The sequence below is a fragment of the Limnohabitans parvus II-B4 genome, assembly GCF_003063455.1.
Classification (GTDB): Bacteria; Pseudomonadota; Gammaproteobacteria; order Burkholderiales; family Burkholderiaceae_C; genus Limnohabitans_A; species Limnohabitans_A parvus.
Window position 1 is genome coordinate 660,396 of record NZ_NESN01000001.1, and the last position, 25,972, is coordinate 686,367.

Here is a 25,972-nt window from a genome sequence, read left to right on the forward strand (position 1 = left end):
GCCCACAACTCAAGCAGGCTCGTCCAGGAAGCCGCCCGAGCGCAAAGTGACCACCAGGGTGTCGCGCCAACCGCCTTCTTGCTCTGGCTGGATCGGGGTGGTTTCGTGAATCACGCGGCTGTCGTCCAGCAACAGCAATGACCACGGCTCGGTCAAAGTAAAGCGCTGGCCCCGGGGGCTGTCCATGTCAAACACCCGGGTTTCGCCACCTTTGATGCCGTGGCGCCTCACCAAAAACACCGCCACCCAGTTCACGCCATCGCGGTGCGCGCCTTCGGGTGTAGGGCGGCCAATGCCGTCGGTGGTGTCGATGCGAAACTGGTGGGCTTCGGTGAACCAGGTCTGATCGCCCTGCGCGGCAGAGGCCACACGGGCCAGCCAACACAACACTTTTTGCCACGCCACTTGCTGCACCACTTCAGTGGCCATGGGGTCAAACCAGCGCTGCATGCCGCCATGCAAGGCGTTGTAGGACACGGGCTGCCAATGCGCGCGGTGTGGGGTGGCCATTGTTTGGTTGCCCGTCACCTCGAAACTGGCATGACGGCGGCGGCGGTAGCGCCCACCGTCCTTGAGGTACTGGTCGGGCGGCAAATCGTTCCAGCTGGATTCGAGCGCTTGCAAGGCCTCGATCGGGACGCCTGCCAAAGCGCAAACGCTGGCGGCACCGAGCACCGCGAAGCCTTGTTCCACCAAGGTGGCATTGAGCTGACCAGGCTCGGTCAAAGGGGGCTGCAGCGTTTGTTGGGGCATGAAAACGTCCAGTAGGAATCAAGCAAAGAGCGCAAGCATAACGCCGAGCTGTGCTGCTAGACCGAGGTGGCCATTTTTCAAAGCGCAAGCTGATGTGGATCAAGGCCCTGCGCAGGGCATGAGCTTAATCTGCATCCATCGCACAGGAGAGAAAATGAGCAGATTGCAATGGAGCGATGCGCTGTCACTGGACATGCCCGCGATGGACGCTGGCCTGAAAACTTTCGTGACCTTGCTGGACTTGGCGCATGAAGCGCCCGACACGTCTTTGGTCTCTCGCTGGCGTGACTTGGTTCTGCACACCGCACATGTATTTGAGCGGGAAGACCGTTGGATGCGCACCAGTTTGTTCCCTTCAGCCCACATCCACATCACGCAGCACAAGGTGGTACTCGATGTCATGCAAGAAGGCTTGAAGGCCGGGGAGTCGGGCGACTTGGCCTTGATCCGAAAAATGGCCGACGAACTGGGCCAGTGGTTCGCCAACCACTCACAATCAATGGACGCCGCTTTGGCCCTGCACTTGCGTAAAACCGGTTACGACCCTGCAACCGGTGTACTCAGCATGCCCGACGACATCGCTCTTGCGGCGTAACGTCAGGCATCTGATCAAACAAGACTTCAAGCGTAACGCTGGCTGGCCAGTTTGGCGCCTTCAGCCAGCGCCTTGAGCTTGGCCTCGGCCACCGCACGGCTCATGGGAGCCAAGCCGCAGTTGGTGCAGGCGATCAGCCGGTTTTTAGGCACGAACTGCAAGGCACGGCCAATGGTGTCGGCAATTTCCTCCGGCGTCTCGATGTCCGGATTGGCCACATCGATCACCCCCACCATCACGTCTTTGCCTTCCAGCAGCTTCATCATCTCCATGGGCACATGCGAGTGCATGCACTCCAGGCTGACTTGCTGAATGCTGCTCTTGGCCAGGGCCGGAAACACTTTTTCGTACTGACGCCACTCCTCGCCCAGCGTTTCTTTCCATTTGTTGTTGGCTTCGATGCCGTAGCCGTAGCAAATGTGGACGGCGGTGGTGCAGGTCAGACCGCGTGCGGCCACCTCCAGCGCTTTGACGCCCCAATCGGCGGCTTCGTCCATGTAGACGTTGAAGGCCGGTTCGTCGAACTGGATGATGTCCACGCCATCGGCTTGCAGCGCCAGCGCTTCTTGGTTCAACAACTCGGCAAAGGCCATGGCCATCTTGACCTTGTCACCATAAAAACGGTCGGCCACGGTGTCGACAATCGTCATCGGGCCGGGCAAGGTGAATTTGAGTTTTTTCTTGGTGTGGGCGCGTGCCAACTGGGCCTCGAAAGCGTGCACACGGCCTTTCAGGCGCAGTGACGCGATGACTTGAGGCACCTGCGCGTCGTAGCGGTTGTTGCGAATGCCCATGGTGACCTTGTTCACAAAGTCGATGCCCTCGACCTGCTCGACAAAGCCATGCACAAAGTGCTGACGCGCCTGTTCGCCGTCGCCGATCACGTCCAGACCCGCGTCCTCTTGCGCTTTGATCCACAGCAGCGTGGCGTCGGCCTTGGCTTGTTGCAGCTCGGGGCCTTGGGTGGTCCACTGGGGCCAGAGTTTCTCGGTCTCGGCCAGCCAGGCGGGTTTGGGCAAGCTGCCAGCGATCGCGGTGGTGAACATGTCAAAAATCCTTGGGGTTTAAAAATCAAAGCGGAGAGTTTGCCGTCAATGTGAATTCCTGGGCGAGCAACTCGTAAGAACGCATTTGAGCCGCAGGGTCATGCGTCCAGGTGATGACCACCAGTTCATCGACCTCCAGCCGTGCGGCCAGCTGGCGCAGCTTGGCGGCTACGGTGGCGGCCGAGCCGATCAGGGCCGATTCGCGCAGACGCTGCAGGGCGAACTGCTCGGCCGGGCTGTAGTCACGCGCAGCTTCTTCGGGCGGCAAGAGTGGCCCAATGCGGCCCAGGTTGCGGTCCATCTTCCAGCGGGCGCGGCTTTCGAACAGGCGCAGCGCCTCTTCGTCGGTGTCTGCGGCAAGAGCCCACACGCACAGCGCCGCAGATGGTTTTGGCAAGCCAGCGCTGGGGCGAAAGGTTTCGCGGTAAATCTGCAGCGCTTCGTCGGCGCCCTGCCCGTCGGTGATGAAGTAGGCAAACGCGTAAGGCAAGCCCAGGTGCGCGGCCAACTGGGCCCCGTAGTCTGAGCTGCCCAACATCCACACCGTGGGTGCAGTGCCCGACTGCGGGTAAGCGTAGACGTTGTGCCCGGGGTGTCCCGGCGGCAGGTTCTGCCCACTCACCCAGGCTTGCAACTCCATGACCTGCTGAGGAAAACGCTCGGAGGCGTTGCGGTCCGGGTTGAGCAGTTGCGCGGTGCGCCCATCGCTGCCGGGTGCGCGGCCCACACCCAAATCGATGCGGCCCGGAGCCAACGCATCAAGCACGCGGAACTGCTCAGCCACTTTGAGCGCCGCATAGTGCGGCAGCATCACGCCCGCACTGCCGATGCGGATGCGTTGCGTGCGGGCTGCAATGGCGGCCATCAAGACCTCAGGCGCACTGCCCACGATGCTGGGGTGACTGTGGTGCTCGCTCACCCAAAAGCGGTGGTAGCCCCAGGCCTCAGCCTGTTGGGCCAATGCCAGCGTCTGGCGGATCGTCTCGTCTTGCCCGCGCCCAGAGGCGGCAGCGGACTGGTCGAGGATGGACAGTTTCAGACTCATTGGGGTTGGGGTTTGGTTTCGGTGTCCAGGGCGGCCATTTCGGCCTCTTGCAATGCCCGCCACATGACCTTGCCGCTGCCGCTCTTGGGCAAGGCATCGACAAAACTCACGGCACGGGGCATTTTGTAAACCGCCATGTTCTCACGACACCAGTCGATGATGTCTTGCTCAGTAACTTTGCCCTTGTGGTCCTGCCGCAAAACCACCACCGCCTTGACCGACTCGCCCCGGTAGGCGTCGCGGGTGGCGATGATGCAAGCCTCCTGGATGGCCGGGTGGCGGAACATCAAAGCCTCGACCTCAGCAGGCCAAACCTTGAAGCCGCTGGCGTTGATCATGCGCTTGAGCCGATCGGTCATGAAAAAGTAGCCCTCTTCATCGACCCGCCCCATGTCGCCCGAGCGGAAAAAGCTTTTGCCATCGCGCTCAAAGAATGCGGCAGCCGTGGCCTCGGGCCGCTTCCAATACCCCTTGAACACCTGCGGTCCGCTGATCACGATTTCGCCCGACTCTCCGGGCGACAGCTCGGCCAGGGTCTCGGGGTCGACGATGTGCGAGGACACACTCATGAACGGGATGCCCAGACATTGTTTTTTGGGAGCATCCGGCGGGTTGGTGTGAGACGGTGCTGCAGTTTCGGTCAAACCATAACCCTCTACATAGCGCAGGCCGAACTGATCCAACAAGCGCTGGGCAACAGCCTCGGGCATGGCCGCACCACCGCCGCCAATGTAGACCAAGCTGTTCAAGTTGTAGCTGTCCATGTGCGGGCTGCCCAACAAGTCGATCACCATGGTGGGGATGTTGGTCCAGTGGGTCACGCGCCATTTGGAGATCAAATGCCCCGCCACATCGCGGTCCCAGCGCGGCATGATCACCAGACTCGCCCCCAGCAAGATGCTGGTGTGCATCACACTCACCATGCCAGTGATGTGGAACATGGGCACCACACACAGCGTCACGTTTTCGGGCGTTCCATTGCCCCACAGGCCGCTGGCCATGGCGTTGTGCATGAGGGTGCCGTGGGTGTGCATGCAGCCTTTGGGCAGACCCGTGGTGCCGCTGGTGTAGGGCAACACCGCCAGATCGTCCGGGCCAGCCTTGACTTCGGGCAAGTCTGCTGTTGTCCGTGCTGACATCAACTCACGCCAGGCATGGGCTTGGCCCGACACCATGACCGGCAGTGCGCGCACGGGCAGCAGCCAGGAGCGCCAGGCTTCAGGCAAATCCTCGGGGCCAACGGCGTCAGGATCAAACACATCGGTGAATTGCGTCACCACCAGATGCTGCAAACGCTGCTCAGGCGGCAGCGCATCACTGGCCTGGGCCAAATCGGGTGCCAAATCTGCGGTGGTCACAGCCACCCGGGTGTCCGGGTCGGTGATGTAGTGCTTCAACTCTTCAGCACGGTTCATCGGGTTAACCGGCACTACCACGGCATCCAGCCGCAGGATCGCGAAATGTGTGATCACCAACTGGGGGCAATTTTGCATGTCGAGCACCACACGGTCGCCCGGCTTCACACCGATTGCAGCCAACTGCCTGGCCATTTGTTCGGCACTCGACAGCAAGTCTTGAAACGTCCACGCACGCCCCATGAACACCAGTGCGGCTTTGTCCGGATAACGCAAGGCACTGATCGCCAGGTTCATCCAGAGTGAGGTCGCAGGCGGGGTGATCTTGGCTGGCAAACGCGCGGGCCAAACAGCAGCATGTGCGGGCATCAGCAGTCTCCTCAATTGATGTGTGTGCTGCATGTTAATCGCCCACTGTCTTAAAGCCAGGCATGACTTTGTCACCGTCGGGACCAAGTCATGCCGCTTGCAGCAAGGTCAAATGGATCGCTTTTTGTGTCAGATGGGGCTGGCCTGCCCCATCAATATGCAGGCCCATGGATGAACAAATATTCTTTTAAGAACTTATGCTTTCTCGAATTATTTAACAATCTTTAAAAATATTTATAGATTGATTTTTATACTTTTATTACTAAAATAAATCACCATGCAAACAAACACCACACCTGACACACCGGAAGACTACTGCGGCACGACCTATGCAGCCAAACTGCTCGGGTTGTCGGTCGGCACCATCCAGACCTTGGTCGAAAAAAACGAGCTGCAAGCTTGGAAAACGCAAGGAGGCCACCGTCGCATTTCGATGCCCTCCATCCGCGAATACCAACGCAAGCACAACATGCTCACCATACAGACAGAGCCTCGTGACAACAGGCTTCGTGTTTTGCTGGTGGAAGACGATGCTGTAACACGCGAGATGCTGCGCGGTTACTGCAACCGATCCAGCATGCCTGTGGACTGCACAGCCATGTCATCAGGCCTGGAGGCCTTGATCGACATCTCCAGTATCAAGCCCGATGTGCTGATCACCGATCTGGACATGCCGGGCGTTGACGGCTTTGAGTTGCTGCGCACACTCCGTCAGAACCCTCAATTCAATCGCATGACAACCTTGGTACTGTCCGCTCTGACCCCCGAAGAAATAGATGGTCGAGGCGGTCTGCCAGAAGGAACCATCTTCATGTCCAAACCCATCAACATGGATTGGTTCAACGGGTTCTTTACCGCGTTCCTGGCAGGTCGATACATCGAATTGCACACCAGCGATAACCAGAAAACATCGGCACAGGCAGCTTGATCACTCGGAGGGCCGTCATGACGGCCTGTGATCACGCCTATTCTTTGGCCTCAATGAACAAAGATGACACCCAGGCGCCACGGGTGAACGCCAAGGCGCGAACCCGCAGGGCGCGTTCCGCTTGAAGATGTATGCGGCAGTGGTAATCCAGCCCATCGGTTTGCCCTTGACAGCTGCTGAAAATAGGGCGTGACCATTGCTTGCGCCCATCAACTTCCAGATTCAACTCTTGCCATGCTTGAATCCCGTCCTCAGGGACCCAGACGATCAAAGTCTCGTCAATGTCGAAGTCACGGTGACGGGACAACGATGCGGGAATATCGAGGACCACCACAGAATCACCCGCACTGTCCGAGCGCCAATGTTCAGGTCGGCTCATGGCTAGCATCTAGCAACTTGCGGGCCTTGCCCACCACCAGATTCCCTGCCATGCAAACAACAACGGTGGGATGTTATCGAACGGCAAAAATGACTTGCTGAATCACATCAACATGGTTGTCGGCGATTTTTTGGAGGATAGCTGGATGGACAGCGTTTTCGCTGATCAAAAGACGAGGCATGGCGGGTCTCCTGTTTCATTAAAAATTCAGTTCTGAGTCATCAAAGAAAAAGGCATCCAGTGAATTTCACCGAATGCCTTTAAGGTTTTAAATGGTGGAGCTGGGGGGATTTGAACCCCCGTCCATAAGTCTTTTTCGTACAGTTCTACATGTGTAGTCGTCTGATTTGAGTCTCGCCAAATGAACCGCGCAGCGACACGCTGAACACCCAGCCAGTACCCTTTTTTCTCACACCACCTCAAGGTACCCGAGGTGATGCCAGCCCATATGTTTTACCTTGCAGCTAGGACTTTGAAAGGTTTAACCCCCTCATCACCCTAACCCAGCCTATCGGCCAACTGTTGCAAGGCTCACCGGATTAAGCGGCGAGTGCGAAACGTTCGTCGTTTGCAGTTAGTTTTTTTTCCGAAGTTTTACGAGGATCAGAACCTCGACATGCCCTGCCACGCGTCCGAACCCATGTCGAAACCAGTGCAGCCCCTCAAGACCTATTTTAGGCCTTGTTCAGGAAATTCAAGAGCGCCATGGGCGAATCAATGTGTAAATGGGCATTCCAGCGCGAAATATCGGTCTGTTGACCCAAATAACCGTAGGTGGCTGCCACGGTGCCCATGCCAGCGGCCAATCCCGCCACGATGTCGCGCTCGTCGTCGCCCACATAAACGCATCGGGCCGGATCGACCGACAAACGGCGAGCCGCTTCGAACAAAGGCTCAGGGTGGGGCTTGGCGTGTGGCGTGGTGTTGCCACTGACGATGGCACCCGCCGATGAGAACAAGGGCATGGCGGAGGTCAGAGGGTCGGTGAATCGGCTCGACTTGTTGGTCACCACTCCCCAAGGCAGGCCTTGCCCAACCAGCGCCGAAATCATCTCGACCACACCGTCAAAAATTCGGGTACGCTCGGTCATGCAGTTTTCGTAGTTGACGAAAAACTCTTCCTTCATCGCCTCAAACTCGGCGTGCTCGGGCGTCATGTCGAAAGCGATGCCCAACATGCCTCTGGCCCCCGCACCTGCCATGTGGCGGTAATGCTCTAGGGGGAAAGACGACAAGCCACGGTCCACCCGCATTTTGTCGACCGCCGCACCCAAATCCGGGGCACTGTCAATCAAGGTGCCGTCCAGGTCAAAAAGGACGGCTTGGATGTCTTTGAACATGATCAGGCTTTCCGGCAGGCCAGCAAGTAATTCACACTGGTGTCTTGGCTGAGCCAATAGCGTTTGGTGAAGGGGTTGTATTCCATGCCTTTGAAGCCTTGAGCGTCCAATCCAGCATCGCGTGCCCAGGTGGTCAACTCGCTCGGCTTGATCAGGCGAGCAAACTCATGCGTGCCTTTGGGCAACAACTTGAGGATGTATTCGGCCCCCACAATGGCAAACAAAAAAGACTTGGGGTTGCGATTGAGCGTGGAAAAGAACACCCAACCGCCAGGCTTGACCAATTGAGCACAGGCTTTGACCACCGAAGCAGGATCAGGCACGTGTTCGAGCATTTCCATGCAAGTGACCACATCAAACTGTGCAGCTTGTTCTGCAGCCAAGGTCTCAGCGCTGACTTCGCGGTATTGAACACCCACAGTCCCCGCTTCCAAAGCATGCAGCTGGGCAACTTTGAGTGATTTGGTGGCCAGGTCGACACCGAGAACCTGCGCACCTTTACGGGCCATGGCATCGGCCAAAATGCCCCCACCGCAACCCACATCCACGACTTTCAATCCCGTCAAGGGCACCAAGCCATTGATCCATTCGAGGCGCAAAGGGTTGATCTGGTGCAAAGGACGAAATTCGCTTTCTGTATCCCACCAGCGGTGGGCCAGATCAGAAAATTTGGCCAATTCGGCCGGATCGACATTGCTGGTTGATTGATTCATGGGTGAGATTGTCATGCAAGCTGCACGACACATGAGGAGCAGCCATAAAAAAAGCCCCATCGCTGGGGCTTTTGATGATCCTGAAGAGGATTACTTGTTGGCGCGTGTGCCCACCACTTCGATTTCCACACGGCGGTTCTTGGAACGGCCAGCAGAAGTCTTGTTGTCAGCAACTGGCTGCTTCTCGCCTTTGCCTTCGGTGTAAACGCGGTTTTTCTCGATGCCCTTAGACACCAAGTAAGCCTTCACAGCGTCAGAACGCTTGACAGACAGCTTCTGGTTGTAAGCATCCGAACCCACGGAGTCGGTGTGACCCACAGCAATGATGACTTCCAGGTTGATGCCCTTGACTTTGCCAACCAGGTCGTCCAGCTTGGCTTTGCCTTCAGCTTTCAACACAGCTTTGTCGAAGTCGAAGAATGCGTCAGCAGCGTAAGTCACTTTGGTGGCAGCAGCTGGAGCAGGTGCTGGAGCAGCAGCCTTCGGGGCAGGTGCTGGAGCGGCTTTCGGAGCAGGAGCTGCTGCTGGTGCTGCCTTAGGAGCAACGATCGCGCCATCGCAACCGGCAGCTGCAGTTGCAGGTGTCCAGTTGGCATCGCGCCAGCACAGTTCTTGTGTACCGTTTTTCCAGACGAGGTCGCCGGAGCCGTTGCGCCAGTTGTCAACAGATTGAGCGCCAGCGGCAGTTGCGAGAGCTGCGGAGGCAATCAACATCGCCACATTATTGAATTTCTTCATGGTCTTCCTTATGAGGGATAAAGCCGCAGACTCGCTGCGAAAAAAAATACGTTTCAGATGACCGTCACCTGAACCGTTGATAAATATTGTGCCATAGACGGAAGAGGGAATGCATAAATCATGTGTTGACAAACTAGGCCTCACTTGGAATGAATGACAAATGTTGCATATCCGCGACATCCGCTTGCACCTAAAATCGGGGTTTCACATTGCGTCCAATACCCCTCTATCTTTTATGACCCAGTTCGCCAAAGAAACACTGCCCATCAGTCTGGAAGAGGAAATGCGGCGCAGCTACCTCGATTACGCCATGAGCGTGATTGTGGGTCGCGCCCTGCCAGATGCACGCGATGGCCTGAAGCCGGTTCACCGCCGAGCCCTGTTCGCCATGCACGAGCTGAACAACGACTGGAACCGACCGTATAAAAAGTCTGCCCGTATCGTGGGTGACGTGATTGGTAAATACCACCCACACGGCGACCAATCGGTGTACGACACCATCGTGCGCATGGCGCAAGACTTTTCGATGCGGCACATGCTCGTTGATGGCCAAGGCAACTTCGGCTCGGTGGACGGCGACAACGCAGCGGCAATGCGGTACACCGAAATCCGTTTGGCCAAGATCGCCCACGAAATGTTGGGTGACATCGACAAAGAGACTGTCGACTTCGGCCCCAACTACGATGGCTCCGAAAAAGAGCCGCTGGTGCTGCCCTCGCGCCTGCCCAACTTGCTGATCAACGGCTCTGGCGGCATTGCGGTCGGTATGGCCACGAACATCCCACCACACAACCTGAACGAAGTGGTGGACGCCTGCCTGCATTTGCTGCGCAACCCCGAAGCGTCCATCGACGAGCTGATGGAAATCGTGCCCGCGCCTGACTTCCCCACCGGCGCCATCATTTACGGCATGACGGGCGTCAAAGACGGCTACCGCACAGGCCGCGGCCGTGTGGTCATGCGGGCCAAATGCCATTTTGAAGACATCGACAAAGGCCAGCGCCAGTGCATCGTGGTCGATGAGCTGCCCTACCAGGTCAACAAAAAGACCTTGCAAGAGCGCATGGCCGAGCTGGTGCACGAAAAGAAGATTGAGGACATCAGCCACATCCAGGACGAGTCAGACAAGTCGGGCATGCGCCTGGTGATCGAGCTCAAGCGCGGTGCGGTGCCCGAAGTGGTGCTGAACAACCTCTACAAGCAAACCCAGCTGCAAGACACCTTCGGCATGAACATGGTGGCCCTGATCGACGGCCAACCCAAGCTGTGCAACCTGAAAGACCTGATCCAGGTCTTCTTGCAGCACCGCCGCGAAGTGGTGACACGTCGCACGGTGTTCGAGCTGCGCAAAGCGCGCGACCGTGGCCATGTGCTGGAAGGCTTGGCTGTGGCTTTGGCCAACATTGATGACTTCATCGCCATCATTCGAAGCGCGCCCACACCGCCAGTTGCCAAGACCGAATTGATGACCCGCGCCTGGGACAGCCAGATGGTGCGCACCATGCTGACCCGTGCCCGCGATGACGGCTCGGTGGTCAACGCCGACGATTACCGCCCAGAAGGTCTGGAGCGCGAATACGGCTTGGGCCAGGACGGCCTGTACCGCCTGTCGGACACCCAGGCGCAAGAGATTTTGCAGATGCGTCTGCAGCGCCTGACCGGTCTGGAACAAGACAAGATCGTGGCCGAATACAAAGAGGTCATGTCCGAGATCGAAGACCTGCTGGACATCCTGGCCAAACCTGAGCGCGTCTCAACCATCATTGGCGACGAGCTGGGCACCGTGCGCCAGGAATTCGGTCAGACCAAGATTGGCGCACGTCGCAGCGAGATCGAGCACAGCGCCCAAGACCTGTCCACCGAAGACCTGATCACCCCCACCGACATGGTCGTGACCTTGTCGCACAGCGGTTACATCAAGAGCCAGCCGCTGAGTGAATACCGCTCGCAAAAACGCGGCGGACGTGGCAAGCAGGCTGCCGCCACCAAAGAAGACGACTGGATCGACCAGCTCTTCATCGCCAACACGCACGACTATTTGCTGTGCTTCTCCAACCGGGGCCGTTTGTATTGGCTCAAAGTCTGGGAAGTGCCTGCCGGTTCGCGCGGCTCGCGTGGCCGTCCGATCGTCAACATGTTCCCGCTGCAAGAAGGCGAAAAGATCAACGTGGTGCTGGCCTTGACTGGCGAAGCACGCACCTTCCCCGAAAACCAATATGTTTTCATGGCCACCTCCATGGGCACGGTCAAGAAGACCTCGCTCGACGAGTTCAGCAACCCACGAAAGGGCGGCATCATCGCCGTCAATCTGGACGAAGGTGACTTTTTGATCGGTGCAGCGCTCACCGATGGCCAGCACGACGTGATGCTGTTCAGCGACGGCGGCAAGGCCGTGCGATTTGACGAAAACGATGTGCGCCCACTGGGTCGGAGTGCACGCGGCGTGCGCGGCATGATGATCGAAGACCACCAAAGCGTGATCGCCATGCTGGTGTCGGAACAAGAAAACCCCGATGCCCCCGCCGACGAAGCCAAAGCCCGCGCCAGCGTGCTCACGGCCACTGAAAACGGCTACGGCAAACGCACCAGCATCGCCGAATACACCCGCCACGGCCGTGGCACCAAGGGCATGATCGCCATCCAGCAATCCGAGCGCAACGGCAAAGTGGTGGCCGCCACCTTGGTGCATGCCGATGACGAGATCATGCTCATCACCGACACCGGTGTTTTGGTGCGCACCCGCGTGTCCGAAATCCGCGAGCTGGGCCGCGCCACACAAGGCGTGACCTTGATCGGTTTGGACGAGGGCGCCAAGCTGTCGGGCCTGCAACGCATCGTGGAAAACGACGCGAATGCCGCAGAGGGCGATGCCGAAGTACCGACAGACGACAGCGCACCCGCAGCGGAATAAGTGATGGGGCGCGCTTTCAACTTCTCGGCGGGTCCCGCCGTCATGCCTGAGGCTGTGTTGCAGCAAGCCGCATCCGAGATGCTGGATTGGCACGGCTCAGGAATGAGCGTGATGGAGATGAGCCACCGCGGCAAGGAGTTCATCAGCATTTACGAGCAGGCCGAAGCGGACCTGCGCGAGCTGCTGGCCGTGCCCGCGCAATTCAAGATTTTGTTCATGCAAGGCGGCGGCCTGGCCGAAAACGCCATCGTGCCCTTGAACCTGTCTCAAGGCGGGGCCATGGACTTTGTGCTGACCGGCAGCTGGAGCCAAAAGTCACTCAAGGAAGCGGGCAAGTACGGGCAAGCCCGCGTGGCAGCCTCGGCGCAAACCGACAGCTTCAGCACCCTGCCCGCACCAGCCACTTGGCAGATTGGCGCTGACAGCCGCTACGTGCACATCTGCGGCAACGAAACCATCCACGGCGTGGAGTTCCATGAATTGCCAGACCTCAAGGCTTTAGGCTGCGACGCACCGCTGGTGGTGGATTTTTCCTCGCATGTGGCCTCCCGTCCAGTGGACTGGTCACGCGTGGGCCTGGCTTTTGGTGGTGCGCAAAAGAATTTGGGTCCCGCAGGTCTGACCTTGGTCATCGTGCGCGAAGACCTGATCGGCCATGCCTTGCCGCATTGCCCCAGCGCCTTTGACTACAAACTGGTGAGTGACAACCAGTCGATGTACAACACGCCGCCCACCTACAGCATCTACATTGCCGGTCTGGTGTTCCAGTGGCTCAAGAAAAATGGCGGCATCGCCGCCATGGAGCAACTCAACATCGCCAAGGCACAGCTGCTGTACGAGTTTCTCGACAGCTCCAGCCTGTTCGAAAACCGTGTCGCCCAAGACTGCCGCTCGCGCATGAACGTGCCTTTCTTCTTGCGCGATGAATCGCGCAACGAAGCCTTTTTGGCAGGCGCCAAAGCGGCCAACTTGTTGCAACTCAAGGGCCACAAATCGGTCGGGGGCATGCGGGCGAGCATTTACAACGCTATGCCAATCGAAGGCGTGCAGGCTTTGGTGGCCTTCATGCGCGAATTTGAAAAAACACAGGCCTGAACCCGGCCCTCTGAAAGACTTGCGGACATGAGCCAACAACCCATTCAGTCGGATGCCTTGGGCGCTTTGCGTGTGCAAATTGACGCACTGGACAAGCAACTGCTCAGCCTGCTGAACCAGCGTGCCCATGTGGCCGAGAAAGTCGGCGAGATCAAACGCGCCGAAGGCTCGCCCTTCTTCCGGCCTGATCGCGTGGCACAGGTCATCGACAAGATCACCAACGCCAACCCAGGACCTCTGAAAAACGAACACGTTGCATCCATCTGGCGCGAGATCATGTCGGCTTGCCTGGCGCTTGAAGCGCCACAACGCGTAGCCGTTCTCGGGCCCCAAGGCACATTTTGCGAGCAAGCAGCCATCGAGTTTTTTGGCAGTGCAGCCAACCTGATTTACTGCGCCAACTTCGACGAAGTCTTTCACGCCACCGCTGCGGGCACCGCCCAATATGGCGTAGTTGGCATGGAAAACTCCACCGAAGGCGTAGTGGCCCGATCGCTCGATTTGTTCTTGCGCTCGCCTGTGCATGTGGTGGGCGAAGTCAGCCTGCAGGTGCGTTTCAATTTATTGCGCCAACTCAATTCAGACGCGGGCATCGAGGTTGTGATGGCCCACCCCCAAGCGCTGGCCCAGTGCCAGGGCTGGTTGTCCAAGCACTTGCCGCATGTGGAGCGCCGCGCTGTGTCGAGTAACGCCGAAGGCGCTCGCTTGGCCGCCACCAACCCGGCTTGGGCGGCCTTGGCCAGCGAACGCGCCGCCAGCCAGTTTGGCCTGCACATCGTGCACCACGCCATCCAAGATGAGGCGCTCAACCGCACACGCTTTGCCGTCATCACATTACCCAAGACCCTGGCCACACCCCCAGCTTCGGGCAAAGACTGCACCAGCTTGGTGGTGTCGGTGCCCAACCGCCCCGGTGCCGTGCACGACTTGTTGGTGCCGCTCAAAAACAACGGCGTGTCCATGACGCGGTTTGAGTCCCGACCCGCCAAATCAGGCCAGTGGGAGTATTACTTCTACATCGACCTGCAAGGCCACATCAGCGAGCCGCATGTGGCCGCTGCTCTGCAAGAGTTGCAAGGCCTGTGCGCTTTCTACAAGGTGCTGGGTTCCTACCCCGTTCCCGAGTGAGTTCGCGGTGAAATTCGAACGCCTGGCCCTGATTGGCTGCGGCCTGATGGGCGGCTCGTTTGCGCTTGCGCTGCGCCAAGCGGGCCTGGTGCAGCACATCACCGGTTTCAGCGCCTCCGAAAAAACACGCCAACGCGCCCTTGAGCTGGGTGTCATCGACCAAGCTTGCAACAGCGTGACTGAGGCTGTGCAAGGCGCTGATTTGGTCCTACTGGCCGTGCCCGTGGGCGCCATGCACAGCAGCTTTGCAGCTTTGCGGGACACCCTGTCACCCAAAGCCTTGTTGATGGACGTGGGCTCCACCAAATGCGACGTGATCGCGGCGGCCCAGGCCGCCTTGGGCGAACGCCTGAATTGCTTGGTGCCTGCCCACCCGATTGCGGGCAAAGAGGTGGCCGGCATCGAGCACGCCGAAGGCACGCTCTACCAAGACAGACGCACCATCCTCACGCCTCTGCCGCAAAACAGCATCCGCCACATCCAAACAGCGAGCGAGGTCTGGACCGCCATCGGCAGCCACGTGAGCCACATGACCCCCGAGGCGCATGACGCCACTTTTGCAGCCGTCAGCCACTTGCCCCACCTGTTGACTTTTGCGGCAGTGAATGCGCTCACTGCTCAGCCGCAAGGCGCTGCGTTTTTGGAGATGGCGGGCCCTGGCTTTCGAGATTTTTCCCGCATCGCCGCATCGGATGCGTCGGTCTGGCGCGATATTTTGAGCGCCAACCGGTCTGAGGTGCTCACGCAAATGGCGCACTTTCGCGCGGCGCTTGATCAATTTGAAAACACCTTGAAGCAAGGCGACACCGCCGCGCTGCAGCAACTGATTCAACAAGCCAGCGATGTGCGCTCGGCTTGGACGCTGCAAGCGGGCAATGCTTGCAACAAAGCCTCTGAAGACTGACCCATGTTCTCCACCGCCTTTCTTGACCTCCCCGCGCTGCAAGGCGCGTCCGGCACCGTCACCCTGCCCGGCTCCAAAAGCATCTCGAACCGCGTGCTGCTGCTCTCGGCGCTGTGCCAGGGCACCACTGTGGTCCACGACCTGCTGGACTCGGACGACACCCGCGTCATGCTGGCCGCGCTGCGCCAGCTGGGCTGCGGGGTCGAGGTGGCAGGTACCACAGTGACCATCACGGGTTTGGGCGGCCGCGCATGGCCAACTGAGGCGATTGAATTTTTCATGGGCAATGCGGGCACGGCCATGCGCCCGCTCACCGCAGCGTTGGCGGTGCAAGGCGGCGACTTCACCCTCAAAGGCGTGCCCCGCATGCACGAGCGCCCGATTGGCGACCTGGTGGACGCGCTGCGCGAGCTGGGTTGCGCCATCGACTATCTTGGCAACGATGGCTACCCGCCCTTGCGCGTGCGCCAGCCTTCGCTGCAACTGGACAAACCCATTCCCGTGCGCGGCGATGTGTCCAGCCAGTTCCTCACGGCCCTGCTGATGGCCCTGCCATTGGCCACGCAGGACCGCGCCATCACCATCGAAGTGGTGGGCGAACTCATCAGCAAGCCTTACATCGAGATCACGCTCAACCTGCTGGCCCGCTACGGCATCGCTGTCGAGCGCCAAGGCTGGGAACGCTTTGTGATTCCGGAAGGCAGCCGCTACCAGTCACCCGGCACGATCCACGTCGAAGCCGACGCGTCTTCGGCCAGCTACTTCATCGCTTTAGGCGCGATCGCTGAGGGCAAAGGCATCCGCATCCAGGGTGTTGGCGCCGACTCCATCCAGGGCGACATCCGCTTCATGGACGCCGCTGAGCAGATGGGTGCCAAAATCACCAGTGGCCCCAACTGGCTTGAAATTCAGCGCGGCGCTTGGCCGCTCAAGGGCATCACGCTCGACTGCAACCACATTCCCGACGCTGCCATGACCTTGGCCGTGATGGCGCTGTATGCCGACGGCCCCACCACACTGCGCAACATCGCCAGCTGGCGCGTCAAAGAAACCGACCGCATTGCGGCCATGGCCAACGAAAGCCGCAAACTGGGCGCCACTGTCGAAGAAGGCCCGGACTGGATCACCATCCACGCCCTGCCTGCAGGCCAGTGGAAACGCGCCAGCATCCACACCTACGACGACCACCGCGTGGCCATGTGCTTCTCACTGGCGGCCTTCAATGCCGCCCAAGTCCCGGTGCGCATCGAAGACCCCAAGTGTGTGGCCAAGACCTTCCCCGACTACTTCGAGGCCCTGTTCTCGGTGGCGCACACAGCCGCACAAAACATTCCGGTGATCTGCATCGACGGACCCACGGCCTCGGGCAAAGGCACGCTGGCCAGCCGCGTGGCCGCTGCTTTGGGCTATCACTACCTCGACTCGGGCGCGCTCTACCGCGTGACCGCCCACGCAGCTTTGCAAGCGGGGCTGACGCTGGAAGCCATCGATGAAGCTGCGATTGCCAAATTGGCCCGCAGTCTGCCCGTGCGCTTTGAAGGCGATCAGGTCTTGCTGGACGGCGTGGACGTGACCGATGCGATCCGCAGCGAACAAGGCGGCATGAACGCCTCCAAAGTGTCCGTATTACCCGCCGTGCGAGACGCTTTGGTCGACCTGCAACACAGTTTCCAGCGCCTGCCAGGTCTGCTGGCAGACGGCCGCGACATGGGCACAGTGATCTTCCCCGAAGCCCCTTTGAAGGTGTTTTTGACCGCCAGCGCCGCCAAACGTGCTGAAAGACGTCATAAGCAATTGATTTCTAAGGGTTTTTCGGCTAATATCGACGCTCTTCGCGCTGACTTGGAAGCGCGTGATGCACGGGACATGTCCCGCAGCGTCGCGCCACTCAAGCCTGCACAAGATGCCTTGCAACTGGACAACTCGTCCTTGACCATCGAAGCCTCGGTGGAACAGGTGATGGTCTGGTGGCAAAGTCGGCAGGTTTTCGGTTCTCCAACCTGAAACGGCCACACCAGCCCACCCTGTGTGGGCTGTCCTGAAGTTCCACCCGGCTCTCATCGTGCAGCTTGCACACTGGCCAGGTGGTTTTTTAAAACCAACCGCGGCTCACGCCGCAAACCAATCGCCACTGTCAGCTCCTGGAAACGACGCATGTCGCGCTCGTCAGTCCTGAACTTGTGGATGAGGAAATACCATGTCTGAATCATTTGCCGCCCTATTCGAAGAATCACTGACGCGCACCGAAATGCGCCCAGGTGAAGTCATCACCGCTGAAGTCGTGCGCATCGAGCACAACTTCGTTGTGGTCAACGCCGGTCTCAAGTCCGAGTCGTATGTGCCCCTCGAAGAATTCAAGAACGACCAGGGTGAAGTCGAAGTCCAGGTCGGCGACTTTGTCTCGGTGGCCATCGGCTCCATCGAAAACGGCTACGGCGACACCATCTTGTCGCGCGACACCGCCAAGCGTCTGGCTTCCTGGATGTCTTTGGAAAAAGCCCTGGAATCCGGCGAGTTCGTCACTGGCGTGACCAGCGGCAAAGTCAAGGGTGGCCTGACCGTGTTGGTCAACGGCATCCGCGCTTTCTTGCCCGGCTCTTTGGTCGACACACGTCCTACCAAAGACCTGTCTCCCTATGAGAATAAGACCCTGGAATTCAAGGTCATCAAGCTCGACCGCAAGCGCAACAACGTTGTGCTGTCACGCCGCGCTGTGGTGGAAGCCTCCATGGGCGAAGAGCGCGCCAAGCTGATGGAAACATTGCGCGAAGGCTCCATCGTTCACGGCGTGGTCAAGAACATCACCGAATACGGTGCGTTCGTGGACTTGGGCGGCATCGACGGCTTGCTGCACATCACCGACATGGCATGGCGCCGTGTCCGTCACCCATCCGAAGTGGTCACTGCGGGTCAGGAAATCACTGCCAAGATCCTCAAGTTCGACACCGAGAAAAACCGCGTGTCTTTGGGTCTGAAGCAAATGGGCGACGACCCATGGATGGGCGTGAACCGCCGCTACCCACAAAGCACCCGCATGTTCGGCAAGATCACCAACATCGCCGACTACGGCGCGTTTGTGGAACTCGAGCCAGGCATCGAAGGCTTGGTGCACGTCTCCGAAATGGACTGGACCAACAAGAACGTGGCTCCTTCCAAGATCGTTGCTTTGGGTGACGAAGTCGAAGTCATGGTCCTCGAGATCGACGAAGACAAGCGCCGCATCAGCTTGGGCATGAAGCAGTGCCGTGCCAACCCATGGCAAGAGTTTGCTCAGAACACCAAGCGCGGCGACCGCGTGAAGGGCCCGATCAAGTCGATCACCGACTTCGGCGTGTTCGTGGGCTTGGCTGCCGGCATCGACGGCTTGGTGCACCTGTCTGACCTGTCTTGGAACGAAACCGGCGAAAACGCCGTGCGCGAATTCAAGAAGGGTCAAGAAGTTGAGGCTTTGGTCTTGGCTGTGGACGTGGACCGCGAGCGCATCAGCTTGGGCATTAAGCAGCTCGACTCCGATCCTTTCACCACTTTCGTGTCGATCAACGACAAAGGCCAGACCGTCACCGGTAAGGTCAAGACTGTGGATGCCAAGGGCGCCGAAATCGACCTGGGCGAAGACATCATCGGCTACCTGCGTGTGTCCGAAATCTCGCGTGACCGCGTGGAAGACGCCAGCCATGTGCTGAAAGTCGGCGACGAAGTGACCGCTGTGGTGGTGAACGTGGATCGCAAGACCCGCAACATCCAGTTGTCGATCAAAGCCAAAGACGCTGTGGACCAACAAGAAGCCATGGCTTCCTTGTCACAACAATCGAAGAGCGAAAACGCTGGCACCACCAGCTTGGGCGCTCTGTTGCGTGCCAAGTTGGACAACAACTGATCTTTTTGATCTGAAGACGCTTGCTGTCTGAAAAGCCTGCCCCTGTCATGGGGGCAGGCTTTTTTCAGACCGGTGCTGGACACCTGCAAGACACATGAACCACAAAGTGATCCCATGACACGCTCTGATCTGGTTGAAGAACTCGCTGCACGTTTTGCACAGCTCACCCACCGTGACGCCGAACTGGCCGTCAAAACGGTGCTCGACGCCATGAGCGATTCGCTGGCCAAAGGGCACCGCATCGAGATTCGCGGCTTTGGCAGCTTCTCCATCAACCGCCGCCCACCCCGTGTTGGCCGCAACCCCCGGTCTGGCGAAAGCGTTCAGATTCCGGAAAAACGGGTTCCCCATTTCAAACCCGGCAAAGCACTGCGCGAAGCCGTGGACGCTGGCACAGCCAGCCAAACATCGAGCCCTGCAAAAACCTGATCTGTTGCACAGACCACACGGTCTGCAGCATCGGTCCGTACCGACTAGACAAGGGCCTTAAGGACAGCAACTGGCCCGTTAGAATGAAGCCAGATTCCGAGGTCTTCCATGAAACGTCTGCTTCGGCTGCTTCAGTGGCTACTGAAAGCCGCTGTCTTTTTTACACTCTTCGCTTTTGCGCTGAATAACCAGCAAGAAACGCGCGTCAATTTCTTTTTTGGCACGTTTTGGCAGGCCCCCACAGTGCTCGTGGTGCTTTCTGCCTTCAGCATGGGTGTGATGGTGGGAGTGCTGGGCATGGTCCCTCGGTGGTGGCGTCATCGTCAAGCTGCTCGGCATCATCAAGCTGCGCCAACCGAACCAACCCCTGCACCTGAAGTGACTCATGGAACTTGATCTGACCTGGATTTTGCTGGGACTGCCCGCGGCTTTTGCACTGGGCTGGATCGCTTCGCGCCTTGATTTAAGGCAGATGCGCATCGCCAACCGGCAAGCCCCCCGTGCCTATTTCAAAGGCCTGAACTACCTGCTCAACGAGCAGCAAGACAAAGCCATTGACGCCTTCATTGAAGCAGTTCAAAACGACCCCGATACGTCTGAGTTGCACTTTGCACTGGGCAATTTGTTTCGACGCCGAGGCGAATACGACCGGGCTGTTCGTGTACACGAGCATCTGTTGTCACGCGCGGATTTGAGTGGCGCAGACCGCCAACGCGCACAGCATGGCTTGGCGCTCGATTTTCTGAAAGCTGGTTTACTGGACCGAGCCGAAGAGGCGCTGCGCAAGCTCGAGGGCACGGCCTATGAAGGCCAGGCTCGTTTGGCGCGTCTGGCTATCTACGAGCGCTCACGCGAGTGGCCAGAAGCCGCACAGGTTGCACGTCTGCTTGAAAACTCTGGCGAGGCCAACTTTGCCATCCGCATGGCCCACTACCAATGCGAGCAAGCCCGTGAAGCGGTTCAACAAGGCGATACGGCTTTAGCCGAGAAGATACTGACAGCGACCCTTCAAACCACACCCGATGCCCCCAGACCCCGCATCTTGCTGGGGCAGCTTCAATTGACACAAGGCCAAGCTGGGCAAGCATTCGACACTTTGTCTGTGCTGTTTGAACGTTCCGATTTGGCTGCACCACTGGCCGCCGCGAGCCTGGCCAAGGCCGCCCAAGCCGCCGCGTTGACGGCACCCGCCATGCAACTGCTTGAAACACATTACGCCAAGCAACCTTGCATCGATGTGCTTGAAGCCATCACCACGCTGGAAGCCCATACCCCAGAGGGCACGGCCGCATCACACCAACGCTACCTTGTTCATTTGGAAAAACAAGCTTCATTGATGGCCGCCACACGCTGGCTAACCGAAGAAAGCACCGAAGCACACCCCTTGCCTGCACCTGTTCAAAAAGCGCTAGAGCAAGCCATCAGGCCTTTGTCTCGCTACCGTTGCGCCGCCTGCGGATTTGAGGCCAAAGAACACTTTTGGCATTGCCCAGGCTGCCAAGCTTGGGACAGCTACCCCCCAAGGCGCGTTGAAGAACTCTGAGGCTTGACTTGAAACCGGTGGTTTCAAATGAAGCCCCCCCTTGCAGCTATTCTTCCTGATGGCCACAATGGCTTGCACTGCAGAGGCGCTGCAGTCACACCACGCAGGGAGAGGCTCAGATGATCACAAAGATGACAGCCGCCATCGCCACCATCTTGTTGACAGGCGTCGCCTGCGCACAAGTGGATTTGAACAAAGCCACAGAAATTGATCTCGATGGTTTGAACGGAGTCGGTCCAGCACTGACCCGCGAGCTCATGACCGAGCGCCAAAAAGCCCCATTCCAGGATTGGACAGATGTGATGCAGCGCGTCAAAGGCATAGGCCCCAAGAAAGCCGCCAGTTTGTCAGCGCAAGGCCTGCGGGTGCAGGGTCAGGGCTATGGCCCATCCCTCGGTACCCCATCAAAAAAACCCTGAAACTCAGGCCGACGCGGTGGGCTAGGGTTCGCCAAAACCGCCGCCGCCGGGCGTGTGGATTTCGAACACATCGCCCGTCTGCATCTCGACCTGACCAATGTGCGCCAGCTCCTGCACGCTGCCATCGGCACGCACGACGCGGTTGATACCTGCCAGGCCGCTGTGCCCACCCGCCATGCCAAAAGCTGGATGAATGCGTCCGTTGGACAAAATGCCCGCCGTCATCGGCTCCAAAAAACGCACCCGACGCACACCGCCATCGCCACCGCGCCAGCGCCCTGCGCCGCCCGAGCCTTGACGAATCGCGTAGCCTTCCAAGCGCACCGGAAAGCGGAACTCCAGCACCTCGGGGTCCGTGAGGCGTGAATTGGTCATATGGGTTTGCACCACCGAAGTGCCAGCAAAACCACCCACCAAGTCGCCTTGCGCGTCATAGCGCCCGCCTGCACCGCTGCCACCCGAAATCGTTTCGTAGTACTGCACCCGCGCATTGCCAAAGGTGAAGTTGTTCATGGTGGGCTGGCTGCCCGCCATCACACCCAAAGCGCCAAACAGCGCGTTGGTGATGCATGTGGAGGTTTCCACATTGCCCGCCACCACCGAAGCAGGCGGGTTGGGGTTGAGCATGGAGCCTTGTGGAATGATGACCTTGAGCGGCTTCAAGCACCCCGCGTTCAGCGGGATGTCATCCTGAACCAGGCTGCGGAACACGTACAGCACCGCCGCCATGCACACCGCCCGTGGGGCGTTGAAGTTGTTGGGCAGCTGGGCGCTGGTGCCGGTGAAATCAATTTCAGCCGTACGCTCGGTAGCATTCACGCGCACCGCCACCTGGATCTGCGCCCCATTGTCCAGCGGCAAGGTGAAGGCACCGTCTTTCAGGCGCGTGATGACGCGGCGCACGGACTCTTCGGCGTTGTCTTGTACATGGCGCATATAGGCCTGCACCACATCCAAGCCGAATTGATCGACCATGCGGCGCAGCTCTTGCACGCCTTTTTCGTTGGCGGCAATTTGCGCCTTCAGGTCGGCCATGTTTTGCGCCGGGTTGCGCGAAGGGTATTCGCCGCTTTGCAGCAGCGCCACCATCTCGACCTCGCGCAAGCGCCCGGCTTCGACCAATTTGAAGTTGTTGATCTGCACGCCCTCTTCTTCGATGCGCGTCGAGAACGGCGGCATGGAACCCGGCGTCAAGCCGCCCACATCAGCGTGGTGGCCGCGTGAGCCGACATAAAACACAGGGTCTGCGTGGCCGTCCAGGTACACCGGGGTGATCACGGTGATGTCGGGCAAATGCGTGCCGCCGTGGTACGGGTCGTTCAGCACAAACACATCGCCTGGCTGCATGCGCCCCTTGTTTTCTTGGATCACCGTCTGGATGCTCTCCCCCATCGAACCCAAATGCACCGGCATGTGCGGCGCGTTTGCGATCAAGTGACCTTCTGCGCTGAACAAGGCGCAAGAGAAGTCCAGCCGCTCCTTGATGTTGACCGAGTAGGCCGTGTTTTGCAGCTGCAAGCCCATTTGCTCGGCGATGTTCATGAACAGGTTGTTGAACACCTCCAGCAGCACCGGGTCGGCCTGCGTGCCTGCCGCGTGTTGCACCGCCCGCGCCTGCACCCGCACCAGCAGCAAATGGTCCAGCGCCGTCAGTCGCGCTTGCCAACCGGGTTCGACCACCGTGGTGGCGTTTTTCTCGGCAATGATGGCGGGGCCGTCGATCACATCGCCGGGGCGCATGTCTTCGCGCACCACCAGCGCAGCTTCCTGCCACTCGGCCACACCTTGTGCATTCGCGGCGTACACCCGCACCGTGTCGCGGCGCGGCACTTCGCGCTTGGGGTGCAGGGTGTGAGCGGCCTCTTCGGGCGCATCGCCAGGCAGCACGGCCTCGACCGACACGGCTTCGACCACCAGCGCCTTGCCCTGCATCAAGAAGGCAAAGCGCTGGCGATACGCCGCTTCAAAACCGGCCACCAATTGGGCCTGATCGCCCCAAGGCACGACCAGCGCCGAGTCGGTGCCTTCGTAACGCAAATGCACGCGTTGGCGCAGCTCAATGCGGTCAACATGGGTTGCGTCCCCACCCATTTGCGCCAGCAAGGCCAAGCGGGTGGATGTGCCCAAAACCTGCAAGCGCTCGGCCATCAGGGGCATGGCCGTTGCTTCCAGTCGTCGCTCCACCGATTCCTCGCGCATCACGTTCTGGTCGGCCAGGCCCATGCCGTAGGCCGAGAGCACACCCGCCAGCGGGTGCACCAGCACCTGCGACATGCCCAGAGCATCGGCCACCAAACACGCATGCTGCCCGCCCGCGCCACCAAAGCACTGCAAGGTGTAACGCGTCACGTCATAACCCCGCGCCACCGAGATTTTCTTGATCGCATTGGCCATCTGCTGCACGGCGATCTGGATGAAACCATGCGCAACGTCTTCTGCAGCGCGGCCGGTTTGTGTGGCCAGTTTTGCAAAATGCCCGCGCACCACCTCGGCGTCCAGCGGTTGGTTGGCTTCAGGCCCAAACACCGAGGGGAAAAACTGCGGTTGCACCTTGCCCACCATCACGTTCGCATCGGTCACGGCCAGCGGCCCGCCGCGGCGGTAACTGGCTGGGCCCGGGTTGGCCCCCGCGCTTTGCGGCCCTACCCTGAAACGCGCACCGTCGTAAGCCAGCAAAGACCCGCCACCTGCGGCCACCGTGTGGATGCTCATCATCGGCGCACGCATGCGCACACCCGCCACCTGGGTTTCAAACTCGCGCTCGAACTGCCCGGCAAAGTGCGACACATCGGTGGACGTGCCACCCATGTCAAAACCAATCACCTTGTCGTGTCCCGCCAACTGCGCCGTGCGGGCCATGCCCACAATGCCGCCCGCCGGGCCGCTCAAGATGGCATCCTTGCCCGCAAACACCTGGGCATCCGTCAAGCCGCCCGAAGACTGCATGAACATCAACTTCACACCCGGCATCTCGCTGGCCACTTGGTCCACATAGCGGCGCAAGATGGGCGACAAATAGGCATCGACCACCGTGGTGTCACCCCGGCTGACCAGCTTCATCATCGGGCTGGTTTGGTGCGAAGTGCTGACTTGGGTGAAGCCCACTTCACGCGCCAGCCGTGCCGCCGCCAACTCGTGCGCCGTGTGCCGCCAGCCGTGCATGAACACGATGGCCACTGAGCGCACACCTTGTGCATGCGAATTCACCAATTGGGTGCGCAAATGCACCTCGTCGAGCGGCTGTAACACATCGCCGTCCACCGCCACCCGCTCCTGTGCCTCCACCACCGCGCTGTAAAGCAACTCGGGCAACACGATCTGGCGGTCAAACAAACGCGGACGGTTTTGGTAGGCAATGCGCAGCGCGTCGCCAAAACCCTGTGTGGTCACCAGCAGCGTGGCTTCGCCCTTGCGCTCCAGCAGAGCGTTGGTGGCCACCGTGGTGCCCATCTTCACGCACTCGACCAGCTCGGGTGTGACCGGCTCGCCAGCTTTGAGGCCCAGCAAATGGCGGATGCCCGCCACCGCCGCGTCGCGGTATTGCTCGGGGTTTTCAGAGAGCAGTTTGTGCGTGACCAAAGTGCCGTCAGGCCGCTTGCCCACCACGTCGGTGAAGGTGCCGCCGCGGTCGATCCAGAATTGCCAGCGTTGTTGGCCAGAGAGTGTGCTGTTGGATTCAGTCATCGGTAGATCAACCATTCAAAGTTCACAAAGAAGCGGCCGCACGCGCCGCTTGGTCGTACATACCCGAGAGCACACGCAGCAATCGGGCCAGCTCGCCAATGTCGCGGTTCAGGCCATCGTCGGCCTTCAAAGCGTCGATCAGGCAGCTCTCACGGATCTCACGGTAACGCTGCACATAAGCGCGACCTTCGTCGGTCGCGGCATAGGTCACTTCCTTGCCGTTTTTCTGCGAGACCACCACACCCAAGCCTTGCAGCTTTTTCAGGGCGTAATTCACCAAATGCGTGTCCTCGATGTTCATGATGAAACAGATGTCGGCCAAGCGTTTGTCACGCGCACGGTGCGTGACGTGGTGCAGCACCAGCACATCCAAGGGCGTCAAATCCTTCAGGCCCGCGGCCGCCATGCAATGGATGATCCAGCGGTGAAAGGCATTGCCCGCCACGATCAGGCCGAACTCGAACTCGCTCATCTCCGCGCTGTCGGGCGAGACCAAATGGGCCGAAGACACGATGGGGCTGACGCTTTTGCTGGGGGCTGATTTTTGACTGGGCATGGGTACGCGCTGCAGTGGTCTATAGCGATAAAGTCTAGTCGCCATCATGACAATTTGCCAACAGTTTGTTGACATTAAGGGAAATCACCGATCCCAAGCCCGGACAACTTGCCTACAGTGACCTTCAGCCAAATGCACCGGCTGCGTGCGTCTTTCGGGCACAGC

The 25,972-nt window shown here is 59.3% G+C and carries 22 protein-coding genes and 1 other RNA gene; 12 read left to right on the plus strand and 11 right to left on the minus strand.

Annotated elements, in window-relative coordinates; genetic code table 11:
• Positions 1–9 precede the first annotated feature (9 nt).
• A complete protein-coding gene (locus B9Z37_RS03045) occupies positions 10–753 on the minus strand; it encodes a 2OG-Fe dioxygenase family protein (protein ID WP_108311538.1) in 744 nt (247 codons plus the stop codon).
• A 154-nt stretch (positions 754–907) separates the two neighbouring features.
• Here B9Z37_RS03045 and B9Z37_RS03050 point away from each other — a divergent pair, with 154 nt between their 5' ends.
• Positions 908–1,348 (plus strand): hemerythrin domain-containing protein, encoded by a 441-nt coding sequence (locus B9Z37_RS03050; protein WP_146179691.1) that lies wholly within the window; start codon positions 908–910, stop codon positions 1,346–1,348.
• A 26-nt stretch (positions 1,349–1,374) separates the two neighbouring features.
• Here B9Z37_RS03050 and B9Z37_RS03055 read toward each other — a convergent pair whose 3' ends face one another.
• Genes B9Z37_RS03055 through B9Z37_RS03065 form a run of 3 tightly spaced genes read right to left on the minus strand, consistent with a single transcriptional unit; the run spans position 1,375 to position 5,163 of the window.
• Complete coding sequence (locus B9Z37_RS03055) at positions 1,375–2,394, minus strand: methionine synthase (protein WP_108311540.1); 1,020 nt, start codon at positions 2,392–2,394, stop codon at positions 1,375–1,377.
• A 25-nt stretch (positions 2,395–2,419) separates the two neighbouring features.
• Positions 2,420–3,439, minus strand: a complete 1,020-nt coding sequence (locus B9Z37_RS03060) for an LLM class flavin-dependent oxidoreductase (RefSeq protein WP_205872530.1) — start codon at positions 3,437–3,439, stop codon at positions 2,420–2,422.
• The gene (locus tag B9Z37_RS03065) at positions 3,436–5,163 is read right to left on the minus strand and encodes a long-chain fatty acid--CoA ligase (protein WP_108311541.1); all 1,728 of its coding nucleotides are present in this window, start codon (positions 5,161–5,163) and stop codon (positions 3,436–3,438) included. The genes B9Z37_RS03060 and B9Z37_RS03065 overlap by 4 nt, the downstream gene beginning before the upstream one ends.
• Positions 5,164–5,440: 277 nt before the next feature.
• Here B9Z37_RS03065 and B9Z37_RS03070 point away from each other — a divergent pair, with 277 nt between their 5' ends.
• Positions 5,441–6,091, plus strand: coding sequence for a response regulator (locus tag B9Z37_RS03070; protein WP_108311542.1), 651 nt, complete (start codon positions 5,441–5,443; stop codon positions 6,089–6,091).
• Positions 6,092–6,128: 37 nt separating this feature from the next.
• Here the strand turns inward: B9Z37_RS03070 and B9Z37_RS03075 are convergent, their stop codons facing one another.
• The 5 genes from B9Z37_RS03075 to ompA all read right to left on the minus strand — a co-directional run bounded on the left by B9Z37_RS03075 (position 6,129) and on the right by ompA (position 9,261).
• Positions 6,129–6,470: a hypothetical protein gene (locus B9Z37_RS03075; protein WP_240606600.1), complete on the minus strand. Its 342-nt coding sequence runs from the start codon at positions 6,468–6,470 to the stop codon at positions 6,129–6,131.
• Positions 6,471–6,743: 273 nt separating this feature from the next.
• Positions 6,744–7,132: a transfer-messenger RNA gene (ssrA, locus tag B9Z37_RS03080) on the minus strand.
• Between the two features lie 12 nt (positions 7,133–7,144).
• On the minus strand, positions 7,145–7,810 hold the full coding sequence (locus B9Z37_RS03085; RefSeq protein WP_108311544.1) for an HAD-IA family hydrolase: 666 nt from the start codon (positions 7,808–7,810) through the stop codon (positions 7,145–7,147).
• A gap of 2 nt (positions 7,811–7,812) precedes the next feature.
• Positions 7,813–8,523, minus strand: coding sequence for a bifunctional 2-polyprenyl-6-hydroxyphenol methylase/3-demethylubiquinol 3-O-methyltransferase UbiG (gene ubiG / locus B9Z37_RS03090; protein WP_108311882.1), 711 nt, complete (start codon positions 8,521–8,523; stop codon positions 7,813–7,815).
• A 90-nt stretch (positions 8,524–8,613) separates the two neighbouring features.
• Entirely contained in the window at positions 8,614–9,261 is a 648-nt protein-coding gene (gene ompA / locus B9Z37_RS03095) for an outer membrane protein OmpA (RefSeq protein WP_108311545.1), read from the minus strand.
• 235 nt (positions 9,262–9,496) lie between these two features.
• Here ompA and gyrA point away from each other — a divergent pair, with 235 nt between their 5' ends.
• The 10 genes from gyrA to B9Z37_RS03145 all read left to right on the plus strand — a co-directional run bounded on the left by gyrA (position 9,497) and on the right by B9Z37_RS03145 (position 21,567).
• On the plus strand, positions 9,497–12,172 hold the full coding sequence (gene gyrA, locus B9Z37_RS03100) for a DNA gyrase subunit A (protein ID WP_108311546.1): 2,676 nt from the start codon (positions 9,497–9,499) through the stop codon (positions 12,170–12,172).
• Between the two features lie 3 nt (positions 12,173–12,175).
• The gene (gene serC / locus B9Z37_RS03105; protein WP_108311547.1) at positions 12,176–13,267 is read left to right on the plus strand and encodes a 3-phosphoserine/phosphohydroxythreonine transaminase; all 1,092 of its coding nucleotides are present in this window, start codon (positions 12,176–12,178) and stop codon (positions 13,265–13,267) included.
• A gap of 27 nt (positions 13,268–13,294) precedes the next feature.
• Positions 13,295–14,395, plus strand: coding sequence for a prephenate dehydratase (pheA, locus tag B9Z37_RS03110; RefSeq protein ID WP_108311548.1), 1,101 nt, complete (start codon positions 13,295–13,297; stop codon positions 14,393–14,395).
• Between the two features lie 7 nt (positions 14,396–14,402).
• Positions 14,403–15,299 (plus strand): prephenate dehydrogenase, encoded by an 897-nt coding sequence (locus B9Z37_RS03115; protein WP_108311549.1) that lies wholly within the window; start codon positions 14,403–14,405, stop codon positions 15,297–15,299.
• 3 nt (positions 15,300–15,302) lie between these two features.
• Positions 15,303–17,303, plus strand: a complete 2,001-nt coding sequence (locus B9Z37_RS03120; protein ID WP_108311550.1) for a bifunctional 3-phosphoshikimate 1-carboxyvinyltransferase/cytidylate kinase — start codon at positions 15,303–15,305, stop codon at positions 17,301–17,303.
• Positions 17,304–17,496: 193 nt separating this feature from the next.
• A complete protein-coding gene (gene rpsA, locus B9Z37_RS03125; RefSeq protein ID WP_100117747.1) occupies positions 17,497–19,176 on the plus strand; it encodes a 30S ribosomal protein S1 in 1,680 nt (559 codons plus the stop codon).
• 114 nt (positions 19,177–19,290) lie between these two features.
• Positions 19,291–19,605: an integration host factor subunit beta gene (locus B9Z37_RS03130; RefSeq protein ID WP_108311883.1), complete on the plus strand. Its 315-nt coding sequence runs from the start codon at positions 19,291–19,293 to the stop codon at positions 19,603–19,605.
• Between the two features lie 108 nt (positions 19,606–19,713).
• Positions 19,714–20,001: a LapA family protein gene (locus B9Z37_RS03135; protein ID WP_108311551.1), complete on the plus strand. Its 288-nt coding sequence runs from the start codon at positions 19,714–19,716 to the stop codon at positions 19,999–20,001.
• Positions 19,991–21,148, plus strand: coding sequence for a lipopolysaccharide assembly protein LapB (gene lapB / locus B9Z37_RS03140; protein WP_108311552.1), 1,158 nt, complete (start codon positions 19,991–19,993; stop codon positions 21,146–21,148). The genes B9Z37_RS03135 and lapB overlap by 11 nt, the downstream gene beginning before the upstream one ends.
• A 119-nt stretch (positions 21,149–21,267) precedes the next feature.
• On the plus strand, positions 21,268–21,567 hold the full coding sequence (locus B9Z37_RS03145; protein WP_108311553.1) for a ComEA family DNA-binding protein: 300 nt from the start codon (positions 21,268–21,270) through the stop codon (positions 21,565–21,567).
• Between the two features lie 21 nt (positions 21,568–21,588).
• Here the strand turns inward: B9Z37_RS03145 and B9Z37_RS03150 are convergent, their stop codons facing one another.
• Positions 21,589–25,251, minus strand: a complete 3,663-nt coding sequence (locus B9Z37_RS03150) for a hydantoinase B/oxoprolinase family protein (RefSeq protein WP_108311554.1) — start codon at positions 25,249–25,251, stop codon at positions 21,589–21,591.
• Positions 25,252–25,273: 22 nt separating this feature from the next.
• Positions 25,274–25,807, minus strand: coding sequence for a winged helix DNA-binding protein (locus B9Z37_RS03155; RefSeq protein ID WP_108311555.1), 534 nt, complete (start codon positions 25,805–25,807; stop codon positions 25,274–25,276).
• Between the last annotated feature and the right edge of the window lie 165 nt (positions 25,808–25,972).

Bases quoted from the DNA above. Each gene is read 5' to 3' on its own strand.
- B9Z37_RS03045 (WP_108311538.1), bottom strand. From the start codon at position 753: ATGCCCCAACAAACGCTGCAGCCCCCTTTGACCGAGCCTGGTCAGCTC.
- B9Z37_RS03050 (WP_146179691.1), top strand. From the start codon at position 908: ATGAGCAGATTGCAATGGAGCGATGCGCTGTCACTGGACATGCCCGCG.
- B9Z37_RS03055 (WP_108311540.1), bottom strand. From the start codon at position 2,394: ATGTTCACCACCGCGATCGCTGGCAGCTTGCCCAAACCCGCCTGGCTG.
- B9Z37_RS03060 (WP_205872530.1), bottom strand. From the start codon at position 3,439: ATGAGTCTGAAACTGTCCATCCTCGACCAGTCCGCTGCCGCCTCTGGG.
- B9Z37_RS03065 (WP_108311541.1), bottom strand. From the start codon at position 5,163: ATGCCCGCACATGCTGCTGTTTGGCCCGCGCGTTTGCCAGCCAAGATC.
- B9Z37_RS03070 (WP_108311542.1), top strand. From the start codon at position 5,441: ATGCAAACAAACACCACACCTGACACACCGGAAGACTACTGCGGCACG.
- B9Z37_RS03075 (WP_240606600.1), bottom strand. From the start codon at position 6,470: ATGAGCCGACCTGAACATTGGCGCTCGGACAGTGCGGGTGATTCTGTG.
- B9Z37_RS03085 (WP_108311544.1), bottom strand. From the start codon at position 7,810: ATGTTCAAAGACATCCAAGCCGTCCTTTTTGACCTGGACGGCACCTTG.
- ubiG (WP_108311882.1), bottom strand. From the start codon at position 8,523: ATGAATCAATCAACCAGCAATGTCGATCCGGCCGAATTGGCCAAATTT.
- ompA (WP_108311545.1), bottom strand. From the start codon at position 9,261: ATGAAGAAATTCAATAATGTGGCGATGTTGATTGCCTCCGCAGCTCTC.
- gyrA (WP_108311546.1), top strand. From the start codon at position 9,497: ATGACCCAGTTCGCCAAAGAAACACTGCCCATCAGTCTGGAAGAGGAA.
- serC (WP_108311547.1), top strand. From the start codon at position 12,176: ATGGGGCGCGCTTTCAACTTCTCGGCGGGTCCCGCCGTCATGCCTGAG.
- pheA (WP_108311548.1), top strand. From the start codon at position 13,295: ATGAGCCAACAACCCATTCAGTCGGATGCCTTGGGCGCTTTGCGTGTG.
- B9Z37_RS03120 (WP_108311550.1), top strand. From the start codon at position 15,303: ATGTTCTCCACCGCCTTTCTTGACCTCCCCGCGCTGCAAGGCGCGTCC.
- rpsA (WP_100117747.1), top strand. From the start codon at position 17,497: ATGTCTGAATCATTTGCCGCCCTATTCGAAGAATCACTGACGCGCACC.
- B9Z37_RS03130 (WP_108311883.1), top strand. From the start codon at position 19,291: ATGACACGCTCTGATCTGGTTGAAGAACTCGCTGCACGTTTTGCACAG.
- B9Z37_RS03135 (WP_108311551.1), top strand. From the start codon at position 19,714: ATGAAACGTCTGCTTCGGCTGCTTCAGTGGCTACTGAAAGCCGCTGTC.
- lapB (WP_108311552.1), top strand. From the start codon at position 19,991: ATGGAACTTGATCTGACCTGGATTTTGCTGGGACTGCCCGCGGCTTTT.
- B9Z37_RS03145 (WP_108311553.1), top strand. From the start codon at position 21,268: ATGATCACAAAGATGACAGCCGCCATCGCCACCATCTTGTTGACAGGC.
- B9Z37_RS03150 (WP_108311554.1), bottom strand. From the start codon at position 25,251: ATGACTGAATCCAACAGCACACTCTCTGGCCAACAACGCTGGCAATTC.
- B9Z37_RS03155 (WP_108311555.1), bottom strand. From the start codon at position 25,807: ATGCCCAGTCAAAAATCAGCCCCCAGCAAAAGCGTCAGCCCCATCGTG.